The 26,219-nt window shown below is 61.4% G+C and carries 23 protein-coding genes and 1 tRNA gene; 13 read left to right on the plus strand and 11 right to left on the minus strand.

Going from position 1 to position 26,219, the window contains the following annotated elements; all coding sequences use genetic code 11:
* The 6 genes from DXD77_RS09245 to DXD77_RS09275 form a co-directional block, all read left to right on the plus strand.
* Positions 1 to 792 (plus strand): IS30 family transposase (locus DXD77_RS09245; RefSeq protein ID WP_117648512.1); only part of this gene is annotated, 792 nt, incomplete at its 5' end.
* 559 nt (positions 793 to 1,351) lie between these two features.
* Complete coding sequence (locus tag DXD77_RS09255) at positions 1,352 to 2,002, plus strand: hypothetical protein (RefSeq protein ID WP_199408098.1); 651 nt, start codon at positions 1,352 to 1,354, stop codon at positions 2,000 to 2,002.
* A gap of 1 nt (position 2,003) precedes the next feature.
* Positions 2,004 to 5,066 carry a type III restriction-modification system endonuclease gene (locus DXD77_RS09260; protein ID WP_033499421.1) on the plus strand — a complete coding sequence of 1,021 codons (3,063 nt, stop codon included), beginning with the start codon at positions 2,004 to 2,006 and terminating at the stop codon, positions 5,064 to 5,066.
* A gap of 1 nt (position 5,067) precedes the next feature.
* The gene (locus DXD77_RS09265) at positions 5,068 to 5,952 is read left to right on the plus strand and encodes a DUF4238 domain-containing protein (protein WP_022349656.1); all 885 of its coding nucleotides are present in this window, start codon (positions 5,068 to 5,070) and stop codon (positions 5,950 to 5,952) included.
* A gap of 24 nt (positions 5,953 to 5,976) precedes the next feature.
* A complete protein-coding gene (locus DXD77_RS09270) occupies positions 5,977 to 6,195 on the plus strand; it encodes a hypothetical protein (RefSeq protein ID WP_022349657.1) in 219 nt (72 codons plus the stop codon).
* A gap of 81 nt (positions 6,196 to 6,276) precedes the next feature.
* Positions 6,277 to 7,950, plus strand: a complete 1,674-nt coding sequence (locus tag DXD77_RS09275) for a DUF262 domain-containing protein (protein WP_197702166.1) — start codon at positions 6,277 to 6,279, stop codon at positions 7,948 to 7,950.
* 3 nt (positions 7,951 to 7,953) lie between these two features.
* Here the strand turns inward: DXD77_RS09275 and DXD77_RS09280 are convergent, their stop codons facing one another.
* From DXD77_RS09280 to DXD77_RS09290, 3 genes are read right to left on the minus strand one after another with little or no spacing between them, the layout of a single operon-like run.
* A complete protein-coding gene (locus tag DXD77_RS09280) occupies positions 7,954 to 8,379 on the minus strand; it encodes a hypothetical protein (protein ID WP_022349659.1) in 426 nt (141 codons plus the stop codon).
* Between the two features lie 5 nt (positions 8,380 to 8,384).
* Positions 8,385 to 9,455 (minus strand): site-specific integrase, encoded by a 1,071-nt coding sequence (locus DXD77_RS09285; protein ID WP_022349660.1) that lies wholly within the window; start codon positions 9,453 to 9,455, stop codon positions 8,385 to 8,387.
* Between the two features lies 1 nt (position 9,456).
* Positions 9,457 to 9,660, minus strand: coding sequence for a hypothetical protein (locus DXD77_RS09290; protein WP_006681531.1), 204 nt, complete (start codon positions 9,658 to 9,660; stop codon positions 9,457 to 9,459).
* Between the two features lie 140 nt (positions 9,661 to 9,800).
* Between DXD77_RS09290 and DXD77_RS09295 the strand changes: the two genes are divergently transcribed.
* On the plus strand, positions 9,801 to 10,214 hold the full coding sequence (locus DXD77_RS09295; RefSeq protein WP_022349661.1) for a helix-turn-helix domain-containing protein: 414 nt from the start codon (positions 9,801 to 9,803) through the stop codon (positions 10,212 to 10,214).
* A 618-nt stretch (positions 10,215 to 10,832) separates the two neighbouring features.
* Here DXD77_RS09295 and guaA read toward each other — a convergent pair.
* Positions 10,833 to 12,431, minus strand: a complete 1,599-nt coding sequence (gene guaA, locus DXD77_RS09300) for a glutamine-hydrolyzing GMP synthase (protein ID WP_035136929.1) — start codon at positions 12,429 to 12,431, stop codon at positions 10,833 to 10,835.
* A 266-nt stretch (positions 12,432 to 12,697) separates the two neighbouring features.
* Between guaA and DXD77_RS09305 the strand changes: the two genes are divergently transcribed.
* The gene (locus DXD77_RS09305; RefSeq protein WP_117645891.1) at positions 12,698 to 13,711 is read left to right on the plus strand and encodes an asparaginase; all 1,014 of its coding nucleotides are present in this window, start codon (positions 12,698 to 12,700) and stop codon (positions 13,709 to 13,711) included.
* Between the two features lie 22 nt (positions 13,712 to 13,733).
* Here the strand turns inward: DXD77_RS09305 and DXD77_RS09310 are convergent, their stop codons facing one another.
* Complete coding sequence (locus tag DXD77_RS09310; RefSeq protein ID WP_035136926.1) at positions 13,734 to 13,952, minus strand: helix-turn-helix domain-containing protein; 219 nt, start codon at positions 13,950 to 13,952, stop codon at positions 13,734 to 13,736.
* A 76-nt stretch (positions 13,953 to 14,028) separates the two neighbouring features.
* Here DXD77_RS09310 and DXD77_RS09315 point away from each other — a divergent pair, with 76 nt between their 5' ends.
* On the plus strand, positions 14,029 to 14,418 hold the full coding sequence (locus tag DXD77_RS09315; protein WP_117645894.1) for a hypothetical protein: 390 nt from the start codon (positions 14,029 to 14,031) through the stop codon (positions 14,416 to 14,418).
* A 9-nt stretch (positions 14,419 to 14,427) separates the two neighbouring features.
* Here DXD77_RS09315 and DXD77_RS09320 read toward each other — a convergent pair whose 3' ends face one another.
* The 6 genes from DXD77_RS09320 to DXD77_RS09345 form a co-directional block, all read right to left on the minus strand.
* On the minus strand, positions 14,428 to 14,811 hold the full coding sequence (locus DXD77_RS09320; protein WP_089572786.1) for a DUF1648 domain-containing protein: 384 nt from the start codon (positions 14,809 to 14,811) through the stop codon (positions 14,428 to 14,430).
* Between the two features lie 11 nt (positions 14,812 to 14,822).
* On the minus strand, positions 14,823 to 15,899 hold the full coding sequence (gene ychF / locus DXD77_RS09325) for a redox-regulated ATPase YchF (protein ID WP_089572784.1): 1,077 nt from the start codon (positions 15,897 to 15,899) through the stop codon (positions 14,823 to 14,825).
* 114 nt (positions 15,900 to 16,013) lie between these two features.
* Positions 16,014 to 17,267 (minus strand): 4Fe-4S binding protein, encoded by a 1,254-nt coding sequence (locus tag DXD77_RS09330; RefSeq protein WP_089572782.1) that lies wholly within the window; start codon positions 17,265 to 17,267, stop codon positions 16,014 to 16,016.
* A 151-nt stretch (positions 17,268 to 17,418) separates the two neighbouring features.
* Positions 17,419 to 18,486, minus strand: a complete 1,068-nt coding sequence (locus tag DXD77_RS09335) for a glycerol dehydrogenase (protein ID WP_117645896.1) — start codon at positions 18,484 to 18,486, stop codon at positions 17,419 to 17,421.
* A 147-nt stretch (positions 18,487 to 18,633) separates the two neighbouring features.
* Positions 18,634 to 19,734: a glycerol dehydrogenase gene (locus DXD77_RS09340; RefSeq protein WP_117635909.1), complete on the minus strand. Its 1,101-nt coding sequence runs from the start codon at positions 19,732 to 19,734 to the stop codon at positions 18,634 to 18,636.
* Between the two features lie 83 nt (positions 19,735 to 19,817).
* On the minus strand, positions 19,818 to 21,041 hold the full coding sequence (locus DXD77_RS09345) for an iron-containing alcohol dehydrogenase (RefSeq protein WP_089572776.1): 1,224 nt from the start codon (positions 21,039 to 21,041) through the stop codon (positions 19,818 to 19,820).
* Between the two features lie 500 nt (positions 21,042 to 21,541).
* Here DXD77_RS09345 and DXD77_RS09350 point away from each other — a divergent pair, with 500 nt between their 5' ends.
* From DXD77_RS09350 to DXD77_RS09370, 4 genes are all read left to right on the plus strand, one after another.
* Positions 21,542 to 22,618 (plus strand): hypothetical protein, encoded by a 1,077-nt coding sequence (locus tag DXD77_RS09350; protein ID WP_117645898.1) that lies wholly within the window; start codon positions 21,542 to 21,544, stop codon positions 22,616 to 22,618.
* Complete coding sequence (locus DXD77_RS09355) at positions 22,618 to 23,661, plus strand: hypothetical protein (RefSeq protein ID WP_117648513.1); 1,044 nt, start codon at positions 22,618 to 22,620, stop codon at positions 23,659 to 23,661. The genes DXD77_RS09350 and DXD77_RS09355 overlap by 1 nt, the downstream gene beginning before the upstream one ends.
* 45 nt (positions 23,662 to 23,706) lie before the next feature.
* Entirely contained in the window at positions 23,707 to 25,884 is a 2,178-nt protein-coding gene (locus DXD77_RS10595; RefSeq protein WP_233506791.1) for a MurT ligase domain-containing protein, read from the plus strand.
* A gap of 100 nt (positions 25,885 to 25,984) precedes the next feature.
* A tRNA-Glu gene (locus tag DXD77_RS09370) sits at positions 25,985 to 26,061 on the plus strand.
* Positions 26,062 to 26,219: the final 158 nt, after the last annotated feature.

The raw sequence follows: 26,219 nt of genomic DNA on the forward strand, positions 1-26,219 counted from the left end.
CTGTCGCCGTCGACCATCTACCGCTGGGTCTCGGCGGGCTACGACGGCATGACGAACATGGAGCTCAGGCGCAAGGTCGGCTACAGGCCGAGGTCGCGCCGGGCCCCGGGGAGGGCGACGTCGCACTCGGCGCGCAGGTCGCACGCGTCGTTCCTCGCGCTCGGCGAGGACGCCTGCGCCGCGGCCTGGGAGATGGACACCGTCGAGGGCGCCAGGGGCGACTCCGCCAGGCTCCTCACGCTCCTGCACCGCCCGAGCCGCTTCCAGCTGGCGCTGCCGCTGCCGGACGGCACGTGCGCCTCGGTCCTGGCGGCGCTCTCCTCCCTGCGCGGGGTCCTCGGCGAGGACGGCGCGAGGCGCGCCTTCGGCGCCGTTCTCACCGACAACGGGAGCGAGTTCGCCGACGAGGGCGCCATCGCGGAGCTGCTCGGCGAGCGGGACGGCGAGACCAGGCTCTTCTACTGCGACCCCCGGCAGAGCCAGCAGAAGGGCGCGTGCGAGAAGAACCACGTCGAGATCAGGAAGCTGCTGCCCAAGGGCGCCGGGGTCAGGTTCGACCGGCTGACGGCGGCGGACTGCGCGCTGCTCATGTCGCAGGTGAACTCCGAGCCGAGGGGGGCGCTCGGGTTCCTGACGCCGGCGCGCGTGCTGCGGATGGCCCTCGGCGAGGACGCCTCCGCCCTCATGGACGCGTTCGGGGTAGAGGAGCTGGCGCCCGGCGGGCTCGACCTCACGCCCGGCTGCATCGACAGGGCCAGGGCCGCGAGGGGCGAGGGGCCGCTGGCGGGGTAGGCGGCAGGCCGGGACATGGGCCGGAGGGCCCGTTGCGCTGAGTCCGGAACGGCTGCGCGGCGGGCTGGCGGAGCATGCGGCGGCGGCACGGGGACGCCGGCCTCCACAGCCTCTCCACCTGCGGAAACGGGGCGACGGCCAGGTTTCGGGGGCTATTTCCGCGTTGCGCTAGCTGCGGAAACGCGGGGTCCGTTCAGGCTGTTGCGTTGAGATTGAAAATCAACCCCCTTATATGTAACAATCATACCGGCTTCCTAACGTTCAGAATGGTTTCTACTGTCTGCTGCGGTGTTTGGTTGGAATTGTCCAGCCAAAAGCCGATCCGTGGTGTTGTCTGCATTTTACTAAATACAAATTCAATGTATACAGAAAGAAATATATAAGGAGTGGGAGGGATTCCGCCGTAGTCGGCATTGTAGGAAAATCCAAAAGTTTAGATTTTCTCAAAATGCTTATCTTTTGGTCTTTGGTTCGGAATAGTGTAGTGCTGGCGGTCTATCTATTGTTTTCGGTTGCTTGCTTCTTTACCGTACATGAGCATTTAAGCACGGGTGATATTGTGCTTGATTTTTTCTCAGGCTCAGCATCGACCGCCCATGCCATGTTCCTGCAGGAGCTCGGAAAAGATGATCGCTATCAGTTTATCCTTGTCCAGCTTCCAGAGCCTTGTGACCCGAAACGCGACGCCTACAAGGACGGGTATGAGACTCTCTGCGACATAGGCGAAGGACGCATTCGCCGCGCAGGCGACAAAATCAAAACCGAGCTCGAGGAATCCAACCGTCAACTCAAGCTTGGCGAGGGACCCAAGCAGCTTCCCGACATCGGCTTCCGTGTGTTCGAGCTCGATGAGTCCGGCATTGAGAAGCCCGAGCCCGGTCAGCTCCTCTTCGACGTGGTCAAGCCCGATCGCTCCGATATGGATATCGTCTTCGAGATGATGCTCAAATGGGGCCTCGAGCTCACGCTGCCCGTCGAGAAGTCTGAAGCCGCGGGCTATCCCATCTGGTCCGTCGCTTGCGACGAGCTCGTCTGCTGCATGTCCCGAGGCCTCACCATTGAGGCGCTCGAGGCCATCGCCGACATGGAGCCCAGGCGCGTTCTCATCCTCGATTCCGTCCTCGACGACACCCTCAAGCTCAACGCCGTGCAGATCTTCAAGCACGCCGGCGAGCGCATGGGCTGTGAGATCGAATTGAGGACGGTCTAGCATGGCGGCGCTCGAGTTCAAGTTCTCATCCGACCAGCAGCACCAGCTGGAGGCCATCGAAGCAACCTGCGACCTGTTCCGCGGACAACAATTTATTGGCAGCGTATTCTCCGCCGATTCCGGCCGCAAAGGCCAGACGGCAATCGGCGAGCTCATGGTCGGCCACGGCAACGAGCTTCGCGTGGCGCCGGGCCAGCTCCTCGACAACCTGCACGCCGTGCAGGAGGAGGGCTGCCTCCCGGCAACCGACGTCCTCACCGATGGGCGCCTGCGAGACTTCACCGTCGAGATGGAGACCGGCACCGGCAAGACCTACGTCTACATCCGCTCCATCTACGAGCTAAACCGCCGCTACGGCATCACCAAGTTCGTTATCGTCGTGCCGAGCGTGGCCATCCGCGAGGGCGTCCTCAAGAGCCTCCAGACCACCCGCAGGCACTTCGAGACGCTCTACGACCGCACGCCGCTCGACTACTTCGTGTACGACTCGAAGGACATGGGGCCGGTGGGTAACTTCGCCACGTCGAGCTCCATCCAGGTCATGGTCATCAACATCGACGCGTTCAACAAGGGCCTCGAGAAGGATGGCACCGCGAAGGAGGGCAACCTCTTCCACCGTCCCAGCGAGAAGCTCACCGGCGGCTTCAGCCCTCGCGAGCTCGTGAGCGCCTGCAAGCCCGTCGTCATCATCGACGAGCCCCAGAGCGTCGACAACACCAAGCAGGCCAAGGCCGCCATCAAGAGCCTGAACCCGCTGTTCGTGCTGCGCTACTCGGCCACGCACAAGCAGGCCTACAACATGATCTACCGCCTCACGCCGGTCGACGCCTTCGAGCGCCACCTGGTGAAGGGCATCTGCGTGGACTCGATCAAGGCCGAGGCGAACCTCAACGGCGCGTACGTGAGGCTCGAGTCCGTCAAGTCCGACCCGTTCTCCGCCAAGGTGTCCATCGACGTGCGCCAGGCCGACGGCACGCAGAAGCGCAAGGCCGTCACGGTGAAGACCGGCAACGACCTCTACCAGAAGAGCGGCGAGAACAGCGACTACGAGAGCGGCTGGGTGGTCAACAACATCGGCGCCGCAGTGGGCGACGAGTTCATAGAGTTCCAGAACGGCGAGGTGCTCGAGCTCGGCGAGGCGCTGGGCGACGTCAACGAGGAGGTCGTCAAGCGCGCGCAGATCCGCCGCACCATCGAGGACCACCTGGCCCGCCAGTTCGAGCTGTGGCCGCGCGGCGTGAAGGTGCTCTCGCTCTTCTTCATCGACCGCGTCGACCGATACCGCGTCTACGAGCCCGAAGTCCACGGCGGCCTGTACGCCCTGATGTTTGAGGAGGAGTACGCAGGTGCCCTGAACTCGAAGGCGCCTCGTCGCATCGCAAAGGCGGCGGGGATCGGCAAGGGCACGTGGCTCGAGTGCTACGAAGCCGTCGGCGCCCCGCTGGTGCGCGACCCCCACGCCGTGCACCAGGGATACTTCGCCAAGGACAAGAAGGGCAAGTTCAAGGACTCCAAGGGAGCCGCCGGCACCGCCGACGACGCCGGGGCCTTCGAGCTCATCATGCAGAAGAAGGAGACGCTCATCTCCTTCCCGGACGGCAAGGACGCGGACAAGGACGTCTCTTTCGTCTTCAGCCACTCCGCGCTCAAGGAGGGCTGGGACAACCCCAACGTGTTCCAGATCTGCACGCTCGTCGAGACAAAGGACAACCTGACCAAGCGCCAGAAGATCGGCCGCGGTCTGCGCCTGTGCGTGAACCAGGATGGCGAGCGCCTGTACGACCCAGAGGCGAACGTGCTCACCGTCATCGCGAACGAGAGCTACGACGACTTCGCCAACGGCCTGCAGAAGGAGCTTGAGGCTGAGGACTTCAAGTTCGGCGTCATCACTCCGGAGAGCTTCACGAAGGTCACGGTCAAGGGCGATGATGGCGTCGAGGAGCGCCTGGGCTACGAGAAGTCCAAGCAGGTCTACGACCACCTCGTCGCGACCGGCATGGTCGACGACAAGGGCGCGGTGACGCCCGAGCTGAAGGCGGCCGCCGAGGAGGGCAAGGTCGAGCTCCCCGCCGAGCTCGAGCCTGCCAAGGAGCAGGTCGAGGCGATCATCATCCACAAGTCCCAGAGGGTCCAGATCCGTGACAAGGCCAAGGAGGTCTCGGTCGAGCTGCAGAAGGACGTCACGCTCGACCCTGCGTTCCAGGCCCTGTGGGACCGCATCCGCCAGCGCACGCGCTTCCAGGTCGAGGTCGACTCCGGCAAGCTCATCGAACATGCCATCGAAGCTGTCGACGGCATGCTCGCCGTGCGCCCGCCCCAGGTGACGAGCGAGCGTGCCTCGCTGGGCATCGACGACGCGGGCGTGAGCGCCGAGGGCACGGGCACCTCCGTGGTGTCCGTTTCGGGAAAGGTGAAATACGACCTTCCCGACCCGATCGCAGAGCTGCAGGACGCCGTCGGGCTCACCCGCGGCACCATCAAGGCGATCCTCGAGGGCTGCAGCCGCCTCGACGAGTTCGAGATCGACCCCGCGACCTTCCTCGCGCAGGTCGGCGACAAGATCAACCGCGTGAAGAACGACCTCATCGCCCAGGGCATCAAGTACGTGCGCCTTCCCGAGGACGAGTGGTACACCATGCGCGACCTCGAGCTTGACGACTACACGGCCTACCTTGGGCAGAACGCGTGGAAGCCGGACATGACGAGCAAGAGCCTGTACAACTACGTGGTCTACGACTCGGCGGGGGTCGAGCGCTCCTTTGCCGAGGCTCTAGACAAGCAGGAGGAGGTTCTCGTGTTCGCGAAATTGCCCTCGGCGTTCAAGATCGACACGCCGCTCGGCAGTTACAACCCCGACTGGGCGTACGTCGAGGAGGCCGACGGCGAGCGCCGCGTGTACTTCGTGACCGAGACCAAGGGCGGCAAGAACGGCGAGCCCGCCCTGCGCGACGCGGAGAAGATCAAGATCGGCTGCGCCAAGAAGCACTTCGAGGCGCTGGACCTCGGAAACGACTTCCATTACAACGTGCGCACGACCTACCAATACGAGGCGGTGAAGGCTTAGGATGTCGAAGCTGCCCGGAAAGATGACGCGAAAGCAGCACTGGGTGCCGCGGTTCTACCTGCGCCATTTCGCGGATTCCTCCGGGCAGCTTCATGCCTACAGCAGACAGAAGGGCTCCTTCTTCCGCACGAATTGCGAGAACCTTTGCAGCATGCGCGATCTTTATGAGGTCGAGCATGCCGATGCGACAGGCGATGCGACAGACAGATTCTATGCGCAGAACCTCATCGAGGTTAAGCTATCTGAGCTCGAGAGCCGCATCGCGCCGCTTTACGATCGCTTTTTGGAACGCCAGAAAGAAGACCAGTGCGAAGACGAAGGGTATTCTGATGGGAAAGCCGCCGTTTGCGAGCTGGCAGCAAATATCATCGTCCGGCACCCTATCAGTATGCGCGTCGACAAGAAATGGTCACGCGAGACTGCCGAAGAGCTGCTCAGAAACGTTCATCTGACACCCTATGAGCTCGGCTTGCTCGATTGGTCGGATTGGCGCGGGGATTCCCAAGCGGTGGTCGAGCTTGCCGCCGCCGCAACCATGCTCTTCTCCAACGATGATATTGTGCCAGTTAACCGTATTCGAAAGGCTTTTTTTGAGAAGAGCTTCTCCATCCTTAGGGCACCCGTCGGCTCAGGGTTCGTTACGACGTCGATGCCTATGTTCATCATCGGGCCCGAGGACGACTCGTACGATTTTCATCTCGCGTATATGCCGTTGAGCAGTGAGTATGCTGCGGTCTTTTCAGATGACCCTCTATTTCCGCCGTTTGCGAGACTCGGTTTTTCGGGCGTCGAGTTCATGAACCGACTTCTTCTGCTTAACTGCGAGCATTGGGATGTCGCCATATCGAGGGGAAGCGGCCCGCTCGAGCACGCGGTACGCGATTGAAGTCAAGCGAACAGTGCCGAATTCATGCACGAGATGTTCACGCGCGACGGCAGGGAGCTATCCCTCGACACAGTGATCTACGACCGCTCGAAGAAGAAGGGGCAGACGATGATCGATACCATCGACCGTGGCTGCCTCGAGGGCGGCTGCCTTGATGACGAGGACCTGCGCATCATCTTCGAGCACCTTCTGGGGAGAAGACGGCAAGGACCGGGAACATTAAAGGGTCAAGCAGCGTATTGATAAAATTGACCCCGCCAGCAATAACCGCAAAGGATAGATAGGGCTTTAAGGATGGATGCAGGAAAAGCAACGATAAGCGGCGTGTTCAACGGATCGCGCCTGCTCGAAATACCTTTTTACCAAAGGGCGTACGTCTGGGGAGAAGAGCAATGGGAGCGTTTCCTCGGCGACATGGAGTTCGTCACGGCCTCGAAGCGGCCCTATTTCCTGGGCTCCATCATCCTGAAGCAGGCCTCCTCCGGCAACACCTGGTCCGAGGTCTCCGAGGTTCGCACCGTCATCGACGGCCAGCAGCGACTCACGACCATGGTCATCTTCTTCAAGGCACTCTGTGCAAAAAACGGCACCAACAATTTGTTTGAGCGAGATTTCGTCCTGGAGACCGGCGATGTCGCCTTGCGGCACGGCAAGTACGACCGGCAGGATTTCGAAAAGGTCGTCAGCGCCACGGGCTGCGAACCCCTCGAGGGCTCCTCGGCCATCGTCCTTGCCTACAACTACTTCCTCAAGAATATCGACCCGGAGAAGGTCGACAGGAACACGATCAAGTCGAACGTCCAGTTCGTCTGCATCGATCTTACCGAGGGCGAGGACGAGCAGCAGATATTCGACACCATCAACTCGCTCGGGGTGCGCCTGACGACGGCGGAGCTCCTTAAGAACTACTTCTTCAACCGCGAGAACGAGCAGGCGTTCAAGGAGTGCTGGGAAGACGTCTTCGAGCCCACGGCTGAGAAGAGGGAGTATTGGGAGCAGGAGATCGTTACCGGGCGCATCAAGCGCACGCTCGTCGACCTCTTCTTCGACGCGTTCCTCCAGATTCTGGTCCAGGACAAGAGGCGTGGCGTCACGACCGAGGACAAGCTCTTCTATTCGCGTACTTCGAACCTCTTCCAGTCCTACAAGGATTTCATCGGCAGGTACTGCAACGGCGACAAGGTCGAGATTCTCGACAACATGAAGGCGTATGCCGAGGCGTTCGAGTCCACGTTCGACCCTGGCTACTGCGACGCGGACATCCCCTCCGCTTCCGGCGTCGAGCGCCTGAACGTGCTGATATTCGGCCTCAAGAACTCGACGCTCATCCCGTACGTGCTCTACGTTCGAAAGAACGCGGAGTCTTCGAGCGAGGAATCTAAGATCTACGCCCTGCTTGAGAGCTACATCGTCCGCCGAATGCTGGTTCAGGCGACCACGAAGAACTACAACAGGCTGTTCACCTCGCTGATCTTGAACGAGGTGAAGGACGCGGAGGCGCTGAGGAAGGCTCTCGAAGCCAATGACGAGGCGACGACGTACATGCCCGGCGACGCCGAGGTTCGAGCGGCATTCGAGGAATCGTGTCTGTACAACCTCCAGTCCAAGGGCGTCCTCTATCTGCTGGAAAGCGCCATTCGTCCGGGCATGAGCAGCACGGCCCTGCTCGGGTTCAACCAGTACACCCTCGAGCACATGATGCCCAAGAAGTGGCGCAACAAATGGGGAGCCCTCGACGATGAGGCTGCCACGCGAAGGGACCGGAAGCTCCTCACGCTCGGCAACCTCGCCATCATCACGCATTCGCTCAACGCCTCCATCCGCGATGCCGATTGGCCCACCAAGAAGCAGGGAAAGGGATACAAGGACGGCCTTGCCCTCTGCGCCGCCGGCCTTGCGACCATGGCCGGCGCCCTAGAGAAGGAGTCTTGGAACGAGGGCGATATCGCCGATCGCGCCGAATGGCTTGCGGACAAGGCGTTGGAGGTCTGGCGCTAGGCCCTACCTGCGTCCCATCTCGAAGATGCTTGCGGTGTCGGAACCCGCATCGATGACGGATGGAACCGGCTCTTCCAAAAACGTAGTTCGTGGCGATGTCTCTTCCGTCGGCGCGTCAAGAGGCTCGCCGAGCGCTAGGAAGAACCTCATCACGTGCTCAATTCTCTGTTGCAGGGACTCGCTCAGCTCGCCGTAGGAGGCCGCCAGCCGCACCTCCTTGGCCAATTCCGCCATCGAGTCCCTCAGTGCCTTCTGCACGCTCACGGAGGGCCTCACCTCGACCTGGGTATCGGTGAGCTTGGCGATGATGTAGTCCTGCCTGTTCATGCCGCTCCAGGCTGCCATCTCGCATATGAGCTTGCGCTCCTCGGGCGTGCAGCGGAACGCCATCGTCTTGCTGCGCTTGCGGGCGCTGTTCTCGCACGGCATCCTTCTTACCCCCTCGCCCCGTCGAGCGCGGCGGCCATCTCGTCTTGCTTCGTGGGGAACAGGTGCGCGTAGCGGTAGGTGATGTCCACCGCCTCGTGGCCCATGCGCTCGGCGATGGCCAGCGCGGAGAAGCCCATCTCTATCAGCAGGCTCACATGGCTGTGGCGTATGTCGTGTATGCGGATGCGCTTCACGCCCGACGCCTTGCACCCGCGCTCCATCTCGTGGGCCAGGAAGTGCTTGGTCACGGCGAACAGGCGCTCGTCGGGGGCGACGTCGTCGCGCATCTCGATGAAGTCCGCCATCTCGTCGCGCAGGAAGGCGGGCATGACGATCGTGCGCACGGACTTGGGCGTCTTGGGGTCGGTCACGGTGTCAACGCCGTTGAGGCTCTGGTACGACTTGTTGATGCGCAGCCGCGAGCTCTCCAGCATGAAGTCGGACGGCGTGAGCGCCAGGAGCTCGCCGCAGCGTATGCCCGTCCAGTAAAGCAGCTCGAAGGCGTGGAATGAGAGAGGCTTGTCCATGACGGCCTCGCTGAACCTCAGGTACTCGTCCTTGGTCCAGAACTGCATCTCGCCGCCCTTCTTCGAGCCTATCTTGTCGACCCTGCGCACCGGGTTGTCGCTGAGGCCGTAGTAGCGCTCGGCGTGGTTGAAGATGGCGTTGAGCTGGTTGTTCACTGTGCGCAGGTACGTCGGTGCCCAGGGCTTCCCGTCGGCGTCCCGGTGCTCGGTGAGCTCGTTTTGCCACCTGATGACGTCGATCGGCCTCACGTCGCACATGCGCATGTCCCCGAAGAACGGCACGAGCTTGTCGTTGATGATGTACTCCTTGGTGATCCACGTGTGCTCGCGTATGCGCGGCTTCACCTCGGAGGCGTACACCTCGACGAACTCGGAGAACGTCATGTCCATGGCCCCGCCGTTAAGGCTCTTGAACTGGCTCTCCCACACTGCGGCCTCCACCTCGGAGGAGAAGCCGCGCTTCGTCTTGTGGCGCTTCGAGCCGCGGGCGTCGCGGTAGTAGCACTGCACGTAGAACGTGCCGTTGCCGTCGTCCTTGTACACGGGCATGTCAGTCCACCTCCGGGAAGTACAGGGCGTCGAAGACGTCGCTTCGAACGCGCCCGCGGATGACCACGCGCCCGCGCGCCTCCTGCTCGGCGTTTATCTTCCTGATCACCTCGTAGGCGCTGCCTTTCTTGATCCTCAGCAGCTCCGCGACCTCGTCGGCGTCCAGCATGTGCGGCCTCGGCGTCTTCGCCACCTTCTCGTCCATGGCTCCTCCAATCAATGGCGTACGGATACGTACGGTTCACAGATTCAGAGTAAACGTACATATCTGTACTGTCAATAGAATTGCGTACATTTGCGTACGCTGATAAGATGTGCTGGTACGTAATTCCAGGAGGAGGGCTCATGTCCGTAGGCGAGAACATAAGGCGGTACCGCAAGTCGCGCGGCATGACGCAGGCGCAGCTCGCCGAGGCGGTCGGCCTGACCGAGGGGGCCGTGCGCCACTACGAGAGCGGCATCCGCGCCGTGAAGCCCGAGCTGCTCGAGTCCATCTCCGCGGCGCTCGGCGTGTCCGTCAACGCCCTCAAGGATTACGGCGTCGAGACTGCGGGCGACCTCATGTCGCTGCTCGTGCGGCTCGAGGACTCCTTCGGCATCGTGCCCGCAGCCGACGGCACGGGCCTCTCCCTGAACCCCAAGGCGCCGCACGCGCCCAAAGCCGCGATGGCGATCGAACTGTGGGCAGAGAAGCGCGCGCAGCTCGAAAACGGCAAGATCGACGCCGACGAATACGAGGACTGGAAAGCCTCGCTGTAGCGGCTCTCCGCATTTCGCGATCAACGCAACCGAATCAGGACGGTGGACCAGGCGGCGAGCGCCGCTCGGGCCTGCGTAAGCTGAGTTTTTACTCCCCATTGCATGCCAAGGCATTTCCGGCGCACCTGGGGAGTAAATGACGCGGTGGCTTACACGGCGGCACGCGGCAGTACGCCGCGGCATTTCCCCTGGTTACTCCCGTTTTCATTGAGGCGGCGAGATTCTTTACTCCCCATTAACCACCTGGGAAAACGCTGTGAGAAGACCGCCGAAAAGCCTATTGAGTTCGATTTGAGTTTCACAGGCCCCGAAACGGCCCCGTTTGGCTCTCGGAGACAAAAATCGCGCGTCTACTCACTTGGGATGAATCCTTACTCCCGTTCCTCCGAATGCCGCACCGTGCCTTGCCGTCTTGAAACACGGGGGAGTAAATTGCGAAATCGCAGGTGAAAGGGAGTAAAACGACAAAGAAAAAGCCTCCGTCCCAACGCGGGAACGGAGGCTCGGTTATCGTATTTACTCACCAACATCGCTGGCGGCTTTGCCATGACTCTCGTACGAAACGAAACTCAGCGGCACAGTGCGGCACTCAAAAATGCAGGTCAGAACCCTATCAGCCTACTCCCACTCAATCGTCGCGGGCGGCTTGGACGTGATGTCGTAGCACACGCGGTTGGCGCCGGGAACCTCGGCCACGATGCGGCCGGAGATGCGGGCCAGGACGTCGTAGGGCAGCTTGGCCCAGTCGGCGGTCATGGCATCGCTGGACTCGACGGCACGCAGGATAATTGGGCGCTGGTAGGTGCGCTCGTCGCCCATAACGCCGACGGACTTAATGTCGGGCAGGACGGCGAAATACTGCCAGCAGCTATGCTCGGAGTTGCGCTCGCCGGTCTGCTCAAACAGACGCTGGTTATAGGCGTCGAGCTCCTCGCGCACGATGGCGTCGGCATTCTTGAGGATCTCGAGCTTCTCCTTGTCGACCGCACCGATGATGCGGATGGCCAGACCCGGGCCCGGGAAAGGCTGGCGGAACACGATATGACCCGGCAGACCGAGCGCCAGACCAAGCGCGCGGACCTCGTCCTTAAAGAAGTGGTCGAGCGGCTCAATAAGGTCGAAGTGCACGCCCTCGGGGAACGGGATCAGATTGTGATGGCTCTTGATGGTAGCCGTCTTGCCGCCCGTCTTGCGAGCGCCGGACTCAATGATGTCGGGGTAGATGGTGCCCTGAGCCAAGTACTTGACCGGCTTGCCATCGGTCTCGAGCTGCTGCGCCACGGCGAAGAACTCTTTCCAGAACTGCGTACCGATGATGCGGCGCTTCTCCTCGGGCTCGGTCACGCCGGCCAGAAGCTCGGCATAACGGTCCTCGGCGTGGACGTGGATAAAGTCGACGTCAAACTGCTTGGTGAAGACCTCCTCCACCTGCTCGGGCTCGCCCTTGCGCAGCAGGCCGTGGTTGATGAACACGCAGGTCATCTGCTTGCCCACGGCGCGAGCGCCCAGCGCAGCCACGACGGAGGAGTCGACGCCGCCGGACAGGGCCAGAATCACGCGGTCGTCGCCGACCTTCTCGCGGAACTCGGCTGTCATGGTCTCGACCAGGTTATCCATGCTCCAGTTGGGCTCCAGGCCGCAGATCTCAAACAGAAAGTTGCTCAGCAGCTGCTGACCGTACTCGGAGTGCTTGACCTCGGGGTGGAACTGCGTGGTGAAGATCTTGCGCTCGACGCACTCCATGGCGGCAACCGGGCACACGTCGGTGCTGGCGGTAACGGTAAAGCCCTCGGGCACCTCGGACACGGCGTCGCGGTGGCTCATCCACACGGTCTGCTCCATAGGCGTGGAGTTAAAGAGCTTGGCGCCGGCCGTACGCGTGATGGTGGCGCGGCCGTATTCGCCCACCTCGGAGTGACCGACCTTGCCGCCGAGCGTCACGGCCGTGATCTGATGGCCGTAGCAAAAGCCCAGAACGGGAAGGCCCAGGTCAAAGATGGCGGGATCGATGGACGGAGCGTCCTCGGCATACACAGAAGCCGGGCCGCCAGAGAGGATGAGCGCAGAGGCGTTCATTTCGCGAATCTCATCGGCCGAGATGTCGCAGGGAACGATCTCGGAATACACGTTGAGGTCGCGGACGCGACGGGCAATGAGCTGACCGTACTGCGCACCAAAGTCGAGTACGAGGACCTTTGCGGAAGCCTTTTGATCCATGGTTTCCCCCTCTTGTTGGCGGGGAGCCTGTGCCCACCCGCGCGAATAAACGAAAACAGCTTACATAGTGTACACGTTATATGGGGTTTCTCGTCCCTCGCAGCCATCAGCGCACGGCAAACGCACGACCGGGGCCTATTTGACGGCAATTGAAGTGTTACCAAACGTTACAGATGATGTAATACGTTTGAACATTGGACGCCCTGTGCCACAATACTGCCGAACGACTCCGCCTCTGCGGCGGCAAATACGATAGGAATACCAGCATGAAGCGCATCCTTCTCATCGCCACGGGCGGCACCATCGCATCGACCGAGGACGGCAACGGCCTCTCCCCCGCCCTGACCGGTGAGGAGCTCGCCCAGAGCGTCCCCGAGATCTCGGGCCTCTGCGAGCTCGACGTCGTGCAGCCCATGAACATCGACAGCACCAATATGCGTCCGAGCGACTGGATGCGTATCCGCGACGTCATCGTCGAGGGTTATGCCGACCACGACGGCTTCGTGATTCTGCACGGCACCGACACCATGAGCTACACCGCGGCGGCGCTTTCCTATCTGATTCAGGACAGCCCCAAGCCCATCGTACTCACCGGCTCGCAAAAGCCCATGGGCAATCCCTTTACCGACGCCAAGCTCAACCTGTACCAGAGCCTGCTCTATGCGCTCGACGAGCATTCGCACGACGTCTCGATTGTCTTTGGCGGCGTAGCCATTGCCGGCACGCGCGCCCGCAAGCAGCGCACCATGAGCTTTAACGCGTTCATCAGCGTCAACTATCCGCCCATTGCCTATATCCGCAACGACCGCATCGTTCGCAACGGACTCCACGGCACTCACCAGGACGAGAACCCGGTTCGCTTCTACGACAGCATCGACCCGCGCGTATTTGCCCTTAAGCTGACACCCGGCGTGAACCCGGGTATCCTGGACGCTCTTGCCGATAGCTACGACGCTGTGATTCTGGAGACCTTTGGCATTGGCGGTATCCCCGAGTTTGGTGAGTCGGGCGAGTCGTTCCAAGAGGCAATTTTCCGCTGGGTCGATTCGGGTCGCACTGTCGTTATGACCACGCAGGTCCCCGAAGAGGGCCTTGACCTGGGTGTTTATGAGGTCGGCCGTGCCTACGCCGATCATCCGGGCATTTTGCGCGGCGACGACATGACCACCGAGACGCTCGTGGCCAAAACCATGTGGGCACTCGGCCAGTCACGTGATGCGGCCGAGATTCAGCGCCTGTTCTACAGCCAAGTCAACCACGACCGCATCCCGATGGCGTAATTCAGTTGTCGACGGGTATCCCCTATTCGATCCCCTCGAGAAGCTCTGACACCGTCATGCCGAGTGCGGGCGCGATCTTAAATAGAACCTTGAGCGTGAAATTTGCCGTCCCATCTTCGATTCGGTCGAGGTAGGGTCGGCTGATTCCTGTCGCCACACAAAAATCAACCTTGGAGATACCAAGGTCCCTGCGTGTCTCTTCGACCCGCCTGCCAAGAATCTGTTTCGCACGTTCGTCCATGCAGCCGAGTTTGAAATGGAGCTGAACAAAAACGTAAACTATAGTTTACGTTTTGCCGAATACACAGGAGTTTTCTATGTCGGGTTCTTCGGTCCGCATGTACCGAGCCACGCTTCGCACAAACAGCGCACCGCCCAAGCTCGTCGTCGTTGAAGCCGAATGCCTTTCGCCCGATGAGCGCACAGCATTTGCATTACTATCAAGTCGCGTCGCCGCCGTTCTGGTCCCTTGCCCGGCGCAAGGCGAACTTGCCATCCAATGCCAAGCGCACAGCTGCTCGCTCAATCAGGCTGCCGTAATCGCAACCAGCCAACGCGGCCTGCCGCTCCTTTTAGAAGCCGGTATCGCACTCGCCCTCCGCGGCTCCGGATACGAAAACGAGGCCGCCGCCGATATGGTCTTTAAACCACGATCGAGCGGCGGCCTCGCAACAGCCATTGAATATGCGTGCAGGCTCGTTGCCTAAAAGGACAGGCTAGAAACCAAAGCCAAAGCCTGTTCCGGTAATAGCCGAGTACATAAAGTAGACGTTGATTACATTGAGGAACACACCCGTGATGCAGCCGTTTCGCAGGTAGCGCTCGCACACGATGCGCGCCATGGCGGCGGAGTCATCATTGTTTTTAGCCTGACGTCCTGCCGTAAAGTACGTCGCCACGCTCAGCAGCAGGTTGAGCACCGGCAGTGCCAGCAGCTCGTAGCTCTTGCCCCAGCGCGTCACCTCACCGGCCGCGTTAAACTTCGTTGCCACCTCGGGACCAATGTTGGGGATAACACACGCTGCAACCACCAGCGGAATCACCGCAAGTACGAGCAACGCAATACCCATGTAGCCAGCTTTTTTGCCATATTTAAACATATGCGTCGTCCTTACACGTTAAAGCGGAAGTGCACGACGTCGCCATCGGCCATGACATACTCTTTGCCCTCGATACGCAGCTTGCCGGCGGCCTTGGCGCCCTGCTCGCCACCGAGCTCGATGTAATCGTCGTAGCCAATGACCTCGGCCTTAATAAAGCCGCGCTCAAAGTCGGTGTGGATGACGCCGGCGGCCTGCGGAGCGGTTGCGCCCTGACGAACCGTCCAGGCCTTGACCTCCATCTCACCAGCCGTAAAGAACGACTGCAGGCCAAGCAGCTTGTAGGCGGCCTGCGCGAGCACGTCCAGGCCGGGCTGCTCCAGGCCCAGGCTCTCCAGGTAGTCGGCAGCGTCCTCGGGATCGAGCTCGGAAAGCTCGGCCTCAATCTTGGCGCAGATCGGCAGCGGCTTGACGCCATCGATGGGCGCCAGGTCCTCGTTGAGCATATCCTCGTCCACGTTGGCCACATACAGGATGGGCTTCATGGTGAGCAGGAACAGGCCCTTGGCGGCGGCGCGCTCCTCGTCAGTCATCTCCATGGATGCGGCGCGCTTGCCCTCGTTGAGCCAGGCAAGCAGACGCTTGGCGACCTCAAACTTGGGCATGAGCTCCTTGTCGCGCTTGGCCTCCTTCTCGAGCTTGGGCAGCTGCTTCTCGAGCGTGCCCATGTCGGCCAGGATGAGCTCGGTCATGATGGTGTCGGCATCGCCGGCGGGATCGACGAACTCGCCGGTGCGGCCCACCTCACGCATGACGTTGGGGTCCTTAAAGTAGCGCACGACCTCGCAGATGGCGTCGGTCTCGCGGATGTTTGCCAAGAACTGGTTGCCCAGACCCTCGCCCTCGTTAGCGCCCTTCACCAGACCTGCGATGTCGACGAACTCGACCGTAGCCGGCACAATGCGACCCGGGTTGACGATGTCGGCGAGCTTTTGCAGGCGGCTATCGGGCACATCGACGATACCCACGTTGGGGTCGATCGTGGCGAACGGGTAGTTGGCGGCAAGGCCGGTCTTTTTGGTAAGCGCGGTGAACAGCGTCGACTTGCCCACGTTGGGCAGGCCCACGATACCGATGGAAAGGGACACGACAGCTCCTTTTGATACAGGTACTTCAAACTGCATAAGTATAGCGCCGCCGCAGCATCCAGGCGAACCCGGACGCCACGGCGGCGCAAATGAAGCAGAGATAGGGGTCGCTGACTAGTCTGCGAGCTTTTCCACCTGATCGAGCATCTTATCGAGCTTGGCCTTTGCCTCGGCCTTGACCTTCTCGGCCTCCTCGTGAGCCTTCGCCTTCTGGGCGGCCTTTTCCTCGGCCTCGGGATCGGCGACGACCAGATTGGACGCATCGTGTTCGACCAGCTTGAGCGCATGTTCGGGACAAACCTTGACGCAGGCTCCGCAACCCAAACAATACGTGGACTCCAGTGCAAAGCGACCGCTTCCCACCAAATCGCAGGCGGACGTGGGACACGCGTTAACGCACTCGCCGCACGACGTGCACTTGTCAAAATCGCACTCCGGCGTGCTCACCTGCATGTTCTGGGCAAGCTCGGGGTGGTTTTGCAGCGTCGAGAGCACCAGCTGGCGCCCATGGGTGAGCGAACGGCGACGCTTGGTCGTCGTGGTGCCGCACATGGTGTTGAGCGTGCGCTCCAGCTGGGTGATCTGATGGCGATGGGCTTTGAGCTTCTGCGTCACCGAAGCCAGTGCCGCCGTCGCCGGATTGAGTTTGGTCACGGTCAGGCCCGTGGTACGGGCGATCTTTTCCATGTATTCCTTGCGCTCGTACTCGCGGCGCTTATGGCATTTGAGGCTCTTGGGGTCGACCTCCAGGCCCATACCCGTACCAGCCCATTCCTCGGCCTTCGCAATCGCCTCGCCCAGCATGTCCTCGCCACCGGTGTTGCGGCATTTATCGCACACGCCCAGCGGCAGATACACACTCACGTTGGGATAGTCGGCCAGCACCGAGAACCAGGTCTCGGCTGTAATATCGCCCACGCAGGCAACGACGACCTCGTTCTCGCGCGGCATGCGCTTAAGGGCGCGCGTGCAGGTAACGTAGGCGGTCTCGTGACTTGTAGCCGCCGAGACAATGTCGTCATACAGGTTTTTGGGCGCCAGGCGCGGCGAGATGATCGCCTCAGTCGGACAGGCAGCGGCGCACAGGCCACACTTGCGACAGGAATCGAGGATCTCGATGGCATCTTCCTCGACCTCGATGGCGTTGACCGGGCACACGTCCATGCACGCGGTGCAGCCACTCTTTTCGTTTTTGCAGGTCAAGCACGGAATGGTGTTGCCGCGCGGACGCTCCTTGTAGTCAGCAGGATTCCACTGCGGCGCCGACGGATCGAGCGCATCGGTCACACCGCCAAGCGGGTTTTTAAGAAAGTCGAAACCCTTGCTGATCTCGATAATGTCATCAAACAGATCGTGTTCCTGCGCCATGCGCGGCCCCTCCCTGAGCAGTGCAAACAAGCAAGAGATAATGATACGCTATCGGCCCACGCCTCGGGCAAATTACACGCGGAGCATCTTTGCGGCAAATAGCCCATGGCCTATCGCCGCCTCGATTGCACAAGGCCAATCAAGCGCCAAACTATGCCTCGCACATGAGCTGCACGAGCTTTTGCCTGGTCACCTTTGTCTGTTCGTTGGCCATGTTGCGCTCGTTCTTAAAAGTTGCGTCAGCAACGCTCAGCAAATCGGCATCGGTAATCTCATCAAGCCCCAGCTCCTCAAGCGTCGTCGGCAGACCGACGCGCTGGCAAAACTCGAGCACCTGATCAAGCTCGGGTGCACGCTCCAGGCGCAGCTGCACCACCAGACCAAATGCCACGGCCTCACCATGCATGGCCTTGCACTCGGGCAGAATCGTCAGCCCGTTGGCGATGGCATGCGCCAACGCCAAGCCGCCACTCTCAAAGCCGACACCCGAGAGCAAAATATTGCACTCGATCAGGCGTTCAACCGCTGGCGACGTACGCCCCTTTTTGAGATCGCGCTTGGCAGCGACACCGCACTCCATAAGTGTGTCGTAGCAGGCACGAGCCGCAACCAGAGCCAAGTGCCCCGGCGCGCCACCGTGCTCGTTGGCGCCGTGCGCCGCGGCGCACGAACGCGCCTCGAAGTACGTTGCCAGCGCATCGCCCATACCAGCGACCGTCATACGCAGTGGGGCCGCTGCGACCACGTTGGTATCGACCACGACCAGATCTGGATTCTTCTCGAGCATCAGGTAGCGGTCGAACGACCCATCCTCGTGATACAGCACCGAAATCGCGCTGCACGGACCATCCATTGAGGCCGCCGTGGGACATACGCACAACGGCAACTCGGCATAAAACGCTACTGCCTTGGCGATATCGAGCATCTTGCCACCGCCAATACCCACCACCATGTCGCAATACTCAGCCTGGGCTTCCTTAGCCATTTCGGCAACAGCCTCTTCCGTACACGGACCGTTGTAAATTTTAAAGAACGGCTCGCTTAGATCGTCGTCCAGAAATCCATCGACAATCTGCCTGCACAGCCGATCCTCGGTGCCCTGGTCAAACAAGACATAGGCAGCGCAGCCCAACCATGACAAATACCTGCCCTGACGCGAAAGTTCGCCCGGCCCCTGAACATACCGACCGGGACCGCCGTAAACCATAGGAAGCGCCATACGAGAATCCGCCCTTCATCAAACAACGATTGGTGCAAAGTAACCTGACCCCTTTGCACCAACTTGGTGCGATGGGGTCAGGTTGGTTTGCACCATAGCAAAAAGGGGCAAAGCCGTCTGCTGGCTTTGCCCCTTCCTTAGCTTGATTTACTCATCCATAAGGTAGTAGTGACCCAGCGCGTCGGCACCCAGGATGGCGTTTGCGACCATCTCGGGCGTCACCTCAAACGGCATGTTGCACATGGTGTCATCGGGCGCGCAGGCGGCCTCGGCAACAATCATGGCCTGCTCGCGCGTAAGCTCGGCAACGCCAAGTTCCTTCATCGTGACCGGCAGGCCCAGCTCAATGCAGAAGCCCAAGACTTCCTCGAGTTTCTCAGTCGGAGCATCCTCGAGTACCAGCTGAACGATGGTGCCAAAGGCGACCTTCTCGCCGTGATACATGCCGTGGCACTCGGGCAGCATCGTCAGGCCATTGTGGATGGCATGAGCAGCAGCAAGGCCCGAGCTCTCAAAGCCAATGCCCGAAAGCAGCGTATTGGCCTCGATGATATGCTCGACGGCAGGCGTGAGCGCACCCTTCTCCAGCGCGACCTTGGCCTTGACGCCATCGGCCATAAGCGTCTCGTAGCAGAGCTTGGCAAGCGCCAGACCGGCCATGCCGCCTTTGCCACCAGCGCAGGTGCCACCGTCGGCATCGTGCGTCGCCTGGGCCTCAAAGTAGGTTGCGAGCGCATCGCCCATACCTGCCACCGTCAGGCGTACCGGGCTCGCCGCGATAACCGTCGTATCCATAAGAACGATATTGGGGTTCGCCTTAAGGAACAGGTACTTATCGAACTGGCCGTCATCGGTATAGAGCACGGAGAGCGCCGAGCACGGGGCATCGGTCGAAGCGATGGTGGGGCAAATGATGACCGGGGACTCCAGGTAGTAGGCGACGGCCTTGGCGGTGTCGAGGATCTTGCCGCCACCGACGCCGACGATGATGTCGCAGCCGTTGTCGCGCGCGAGCGCAACCAGGCGATCGACCTCGCTCTTGGAGCACTCGCCGTTAAAGTCCTCAAACAGCAACTCGGCCTTAGCCTCGGCAAAACCACCCTCGATCTTGGCACCGACGCGCTTCTTGCCCGAAGGCGTCACGATGACGAGGGCCTTAGCGCCGAGCGGCTCGACATAGGAGCCGAGCTTGGCGAGCTCGTCCGGACCCTGGATGTACTTGCTGGGGCTATTGAAAATTGCAGCCATAACTATCCCATTCTCTAAAAGAAAAAAGAAAGGGGCTCCGTACAGATACGTGCGGAGCCCCTCGTTACGATAACAAGAGTCGATTAGAAATCGATGTCGGTGTCGTAGTAGCAGGCCTTGAGGATCTTCTCGAAGTCGGCAGCCTTGGTCTCACGCGGGTTCTCGGGCGTGCAGGCGTCGGTCTCGGCGTTCGCAGCGATCTCGGGCAGCTTGGCGAGGAACTCCTCCTCGGAAACCATCTGCGGGTTCTCGGCGTCGACCTTCACGCCACCATTCGCGTAATCCTTGATGGACTGCGGAATGTTGAGCTGGTCGTTGAGATCGCGAATCTTCTGGACGAGCGCAGCGATGAGCTCCTCGTTGGTCTCGCCGGGAAGGTGCAGGATCTCCTTGGCCACGTAAGCGTAACGCTCAGCAGCACGCGGGTCCTTGGAGTTCCACTGGATTACCTTGCCCAGGTACATGGCGTTAGCGGCACCGTGGATGATGTGGCCGTTCTCGAAGGCAGCACCGGTCTTGTGAGCCATGGAGTGAACGATGCCGAGCAGGCCCGAGGAGAAGGCGATACCGGCGATGCACTGAGCCTCGTGCATGTGCTGACGGGCCTCATGGTCGCCAGCATAGGACTTGGGCAGCCACTCGACGATCTCGCGGATGCCGTGCAGGGCGTTGGCGTCGGTGAACATAGAGGCGCAGGTGGAAACGTAGGCCTCCATGCAGTGGGTCAGAGCATCCATGCCGGTGTGGGCGCACAGCTTGGCGGGCATGGTGTAGGTGAGCTCGGGGTCGACGATGGCGACATCAGGGGTGATGTTGAAGTCGGCCAGCGGGTACTTGATGCCCTTGGCGTAGTCGGTAATGACGGAGAACGCGGTGACCTCGGTAGCGGTGCCGGAGGTAGAGGAGATGGCGCAGAAATGAGCCTTCTGACGCAGCTCGGGGAAGCTGAACGGCTGGATGATGTTATCGAAGGACTCCTCGGGATACTCGTAGAAGACCCACATGGCCTTAGCGGCATCGATGGGCGAGCCGCCGCCGATGGCGATAATCCAGTCGGGCTCGAACTCGCGCATGGCCTCGGCGCCCTTCATGACCGTCTCGATGGACGGGTCGGACTCGACGCCCTCGAACAGCTTGACCTCGAAACCGCCTTCCTTAAGGTCGTTCTCGACGTCCTGCAGGAACCCGCCGCGGCGCATAGAGCTGCCGCCAGAAACGATGATGGCCTTCTTGCCCTTGAGGTTCTTCACCTCGTGGCGAGCGCCCTCACCAAAGTACAGATCGCGAGGATTGGTAAAACGTCCCATACTGTGCCTCCTAAACAAGCCCCTCTTAGACTTGCGTATATAACGGAGCACCCGATTGGCTCCGTTAGGACCGTTTTGCGCGTTGCCGGCGATGACAATGCGCGATGTCTAAACGTCTCAACGCTCAGACAAACACTATTCTACCGTTCTGGTTGGTCAGTTATTCACCTAAAGCCGACAATGATGAAACGTTTTTTCTATCCCTGAAGACCCTTGTGGGGCATTCATACTCCCAAGCTGGGCAAACGTTTTATCAAGGTTGACCACATATCCCGGGCAGGACGGTGCTCCTCCAAAATGTGCCCCGTTCGCCGCCAAAAATCGACCGTTTGCGGCACCGTGATACCACTCGGTCGTCCAAGGTGCCGACATTTGTGCGACATCCGTCTTCGTGGTGCAAAGGTGCAAGTCCAAGTGCGGCACCCCCGGTGTGCCACATGCGGGTAAACTAGAACCTTATATAGAGACATTTGAACCCTAACCGCAGCAAAGGAGGCCCCATGGCATTCGATCCCATTCAAGAGGATTGCCATCGCCTCGTTCTTGAGGCCTTGCGCCGCGACAATATCCCGCTCACCGACGGTGCCGCCGTAGAGCGTCTGATGGAACAATTCACCCGCAACCCTGCACCGCTCATCGTGCACGACCGCGACCGCGCCGGGCACCTCATTGCCAAGGTGGTCGAGGCTGTCGACTACCGCATCCCCTTTATCCCCGACGACGCCCAGGCAGAGCAAGAAGAAGCCGCAGCCGAGAACATGCTCCGCGAGGCAGCCGCGCTCGATCCGGCCAACTGGGATGCCCAGCGCATGCTGACGGCGCTCACCGCCGAATCCAACGAGGAATACGTACAGTACCTGGTGTCCAAGTGCGATGAAGTCGAGCATGACCTGGCGCTCAAGATCGCCTCGGCTCAGGACCCCTACGAGCGCGAGGCCGCTGGCGACCTCACGCGCCGCCCCTATCTGCGCTGGCTTGCCGCCTTGGCATCGCGCGCCCTCATTAGCGGCCGCTATCGCATGTCGCTCGAAGCCGCAAATCGCAGCTTGGACTTTGCGCCCAACGACCCCGCTGGTGTCCGCCACACCGCGATGCTCGCCATGGCAAAACTCGAATACCCCGCTGAGGAGCTCAAGCGCTTTCGCTCCGCTCACTCCGTGCCGTACCTCGCGAATACCCCGCTGCGCCGCCGCCCCAAAGATGCGGAGCGTGACTTGGACCCATGGACGCTCATCGCGCTGATGAGCGCTGCTTGGCGCGAGCTGGACTACGAGGGCGCCGAGCACTACCTGCGCATCCTTGCGCGCTCGTGTCCGCACGCAGCCGAGGCGCTCTACTTCCAAACCGAGTTTCCCGATGGCGTCTATGCCCGCGTCAACGTGGGTGCAGGCTCCACCGACGAGCTTGTCCTTGCGCTGTCCGAGGCGACGCCGGTACTGCAGGAGGGCCTGGGCGCCCCCGACAACGCCAGCTTTGCCGCCTGGATCGCCACCAACGACATCGTGCGTTCCCAGATCGACGAGCGCATCCTGCGCGCGGCCGAGCAGGGGCTTCCATTTAAGGGAGGGGACCTCTAATGGATCCGAGCGTCTACATCCCCGCCTACCTGGAGCGCACCTATCTGGCGTCGCACCCCGAGCTCACCGATGCAGCACGCGAGCTTGTCCATAACGACATTAGCGCGAATCCTCAAAAGTATGCGCAGGCCGAGCATGCCCAGGCACTGCTGTCCTATGCCGGCGTTCATCGCCACCTGCTCGACGAGCTCCATCGCATCGAGGACATGGGCAGCGACGAGGAGTTTGAGCAGACGCGCAACCGCCTGTTCGACGACATGCGCGACGAGCTGCTCAAGATCGTCCGCGTCGATGCGCTGGCCGTCGACGCGCAGCTGCTCGCCATCATCCTGGCCGACACGCCCGTTGACGCCTGCCTGGGCGACCTGATGAAGCTCGAGGCGACCACGGCCGATTACCTGCAGCAAAGCGTGCCCGGGTTCGACATGGAAGCCCCGCACTACTGGGCCAATAATGTTTTGGCCGACGGTGTCACCGCAGCAGACCTTACCGTGAGCGAGCCGGCTCTTATCGGGTGGCTTCACACACTCGAGGCCATCTCGCAGCTGTGCATGGCGAGCGCCCGCTACCGCGCTGCTGCCAACTACGCCCGCCGCGTCCTTAAGGCAGAAGGCTATCCCACCCGAGCTGCCGGCACCGTGTTGCTCGCCCTCGCTCGCCTGGAAGACCAGGACGGCTTTTTCGCCCTAGCGCACCAGCTCGAGGAACAGGCGGGAGCCGATGCACTCGAGAACTCTCCTTGGTACCTGCTCGCCCGCACAATCCTATTGTTCAAAACGAACAAGATGCGTCCGGCGGTGCGTGCGCTGCGTGAGTTCGCTAACCGTTGCGAGGGCGGCGCGTTCTTCTTGCTGAATCCCATGTACCAGACACCGTACCTTCCCTGCCGGCCCGAGCCACGCGATCCCTGGGATCTTTCGCACCAGGCCGTTTGGGAAGCGGACGGCATTATCTCGGACACTCCAGACTTTGCCCCCTGGGCCAATGCCTGCGAAGACGTGTCGCAGCTTGCCCAGGAATTTGCGCGCCGCTACGGTTTTTAGTGACGCACTCGACCCGACCATATCGTTTACGTTAGGAACGGTTTCATGAATCTCCGCTCATCTCTTGCCTGCACCTCGAGCGATATCGCCCGCTGGGGGCTGCGCTCCGTCCTTAAGCGCCAGGGCGGCGTACTTCCCGGCCGCATCGCCATGAAGATCGACCCCGAGCTGCTAAGCGACCTCGCGAGCCTGGTCGACCGCAGCGTGGTGATCACCGGTACTAATGGCAAGACCACCACCTCCAACCTCATCGCCGACGCCGTTGCCGCCAGCGGCGCCACCGTGGTGTGCAACCGCGCTGGCAACAACATGGAGCCGGGCGTGGTGGGCGCGTTGCTCGAGGCGCGCGGCAACCTTAAGCGAACGGCCAGCAGCAAGCGCGTAGGCGTCTTTGAGTGCGACGAGCTCTACACGGTGCGCGTCCTGCCCAAGCTCAAGCCGACCTACTTTGTGCTGCTCAACCTGTTCCGCGACCAGCTGGACCGCTACGGCGAGATCGACCATACCCAGGACGTCATCGCCCATGCGTTGGAGCTCTCTCCGACGACAACGCTCATCTACAACGCCGACGATCCGCTGTGCGCCTCGATCGCCGCGCGCGTCCCCAACACGAGCATCGCCTTTGGCATCGACGGCGCCACGGGCACCGAGTCCGACCGCATTAGCGACTCGCGTTTTTGCTCGCAGTGCAACGCCCCGCTGGAATACGACTATGTGCAGTACGGACAGCTGGGCGCCTATCATTGCCCTTCGTGCGGCTGGGGTCGCCCCGCGCTGCTCCGCCGCGTGACGGGCGTTGAGCTCGGCTGCGACGGCTACGGCTTTGACCTGGCCTTTGGACCTGAGGCCAACGCGCCCGCCGTGCACATCGCCACGCGCTACAACGGCCTGTACATGGTCTATAACGTCGCCGCCGCCTTCTTTGCGGCGCACGAGCTGGGCGTGGACGCGGCGCACCTGCAGCCCACGCTTAATGCCTACGTGCCCGCCGGCGGACGCATGGGCCGCTGGGATATTGCCGGCCGCACCGTCGAGGCCAACCTGGCCAAGAATCCCGTGGGCTTCGATCGCCAGATCCAGTCCATTAAAACGGCAGGTGGCAGGCTCTGCGCCTTCTTCCTAAACGATAACGATGCCGACGGCCACGATGTCTCGTGGATCTACGATGTCGACTTCGAGCGCATCGCCGACACGCCGGGTCTTGTCGCCTTTGCCGGAGGCACGCGTGCGCACGACATGCAGGTACGCCTCAAGTACGCCGGCATCGATGCCGCGATTATCTCGGACATCGCGCAGGCGATCGGTGCCGTGGCAGACGAGGCCGCCGATGACACCTTCTACGCCGTCGCCAACTACACGGCCTTCCCGCCGCTGGTCAAAGAACTCGACGGGCTGAAGGGTGCCGATGCAGCCACGGTTGCTGCCCGCGCCGTAGTCCGTGCCGACGGCAGCGCTCTTCCTGTCGGCATCGCGCCGGTCGAGCTTTCGCGTCCCCTGCGCATCGTCTACCTGTATCCCGATGCCCTTAACCTCTACGGTGACGGCGGCAATGTTATCGCGCTCGAGCGCCGCTGCGCCTGGCGTGGCATTCCCGTGCGTGTAGACGAGGTCCGTATGGGCGAGACGCTTGATTTGACCGATGCCGATATCGTCATGATGGGTGGCGGCTCCGACCGCGACCAGCTAGCCGTGGCACACGAGTTGCTCGCCCAAAAAGACAAGGTCGCGGCCTATGTTGAGGATGGCGGCTCACTGCTTGCCATCTGCGGCAGCTATCAGCTGCTCGGCCGTTCGTACTATATGGGCGAGGATCGCATCGAGGGTCTGGGCGTCATTGCCGCCGAGACAGTGCGCGGCTCCGACCGCCTGATCGGCAACGTCGCCGTCAAGACCGACCTGGCACCCGAGCCCTTTGTGGGATTCGAGAACCACGGCGGCCGCACCCTGCTCGACGCAGAGGCGACGCCGCTCGGAACGTCCGTCGTCGTGGGCACCGGCAACAACGGCGACGATGGCTTTGAGGGCCTCATCCACAAGGGAGTCATCGGCACGTACTTACACGGGCCGGCACTGCCCAAGAACCCCGAGCTCGCCGACTGGCTCATCGCCCACGCCCTCGAACGCCGTGGCGACGCACAGGCCGCCGCCCTGTTGCCGCTCAAACCCCTCGACGACGCCTACGAGCACGCCGCCCACGACGCCGCCATGAAGCTCCTCCCCTAGCACCCCACCACCACAAAGGGGACAGGTACCTTTGTGGTGGTTTTCCAGTTTGCCAACGATATACGCGCCGGCAAAAAAGTCTGCTATACTCTTTCCCGCTGTCCCCATCGTCTAGCGGCCAAGGACGCCACCCTTTCAAGGTGGATATCGCGGGTTCGAATCCCGCTGGGGGCACCATTTGAAATGCAAAGCCCGTTACCCTTGTGGTGACGGGCTTTTTTCTTCTCCAACGCCGGGATTCGAACCCGACAGGGTGCGGAGCTGAGGAAACGCGTAAGCGTTTGGTACCGTCAAGATTCTTTCGCAAATTGATCGAGGCGGCCTCGGCCCCGCCT

The sequence above is a fragment of the Collinsella sp. TM09-10AT genome (assembly GCF_003436275.1).
Lineage (GTDB): Bacteria > Actinomycetota > Coriobacteriia > Coriobacteriales > Coriobacteriaceae > Collinsella.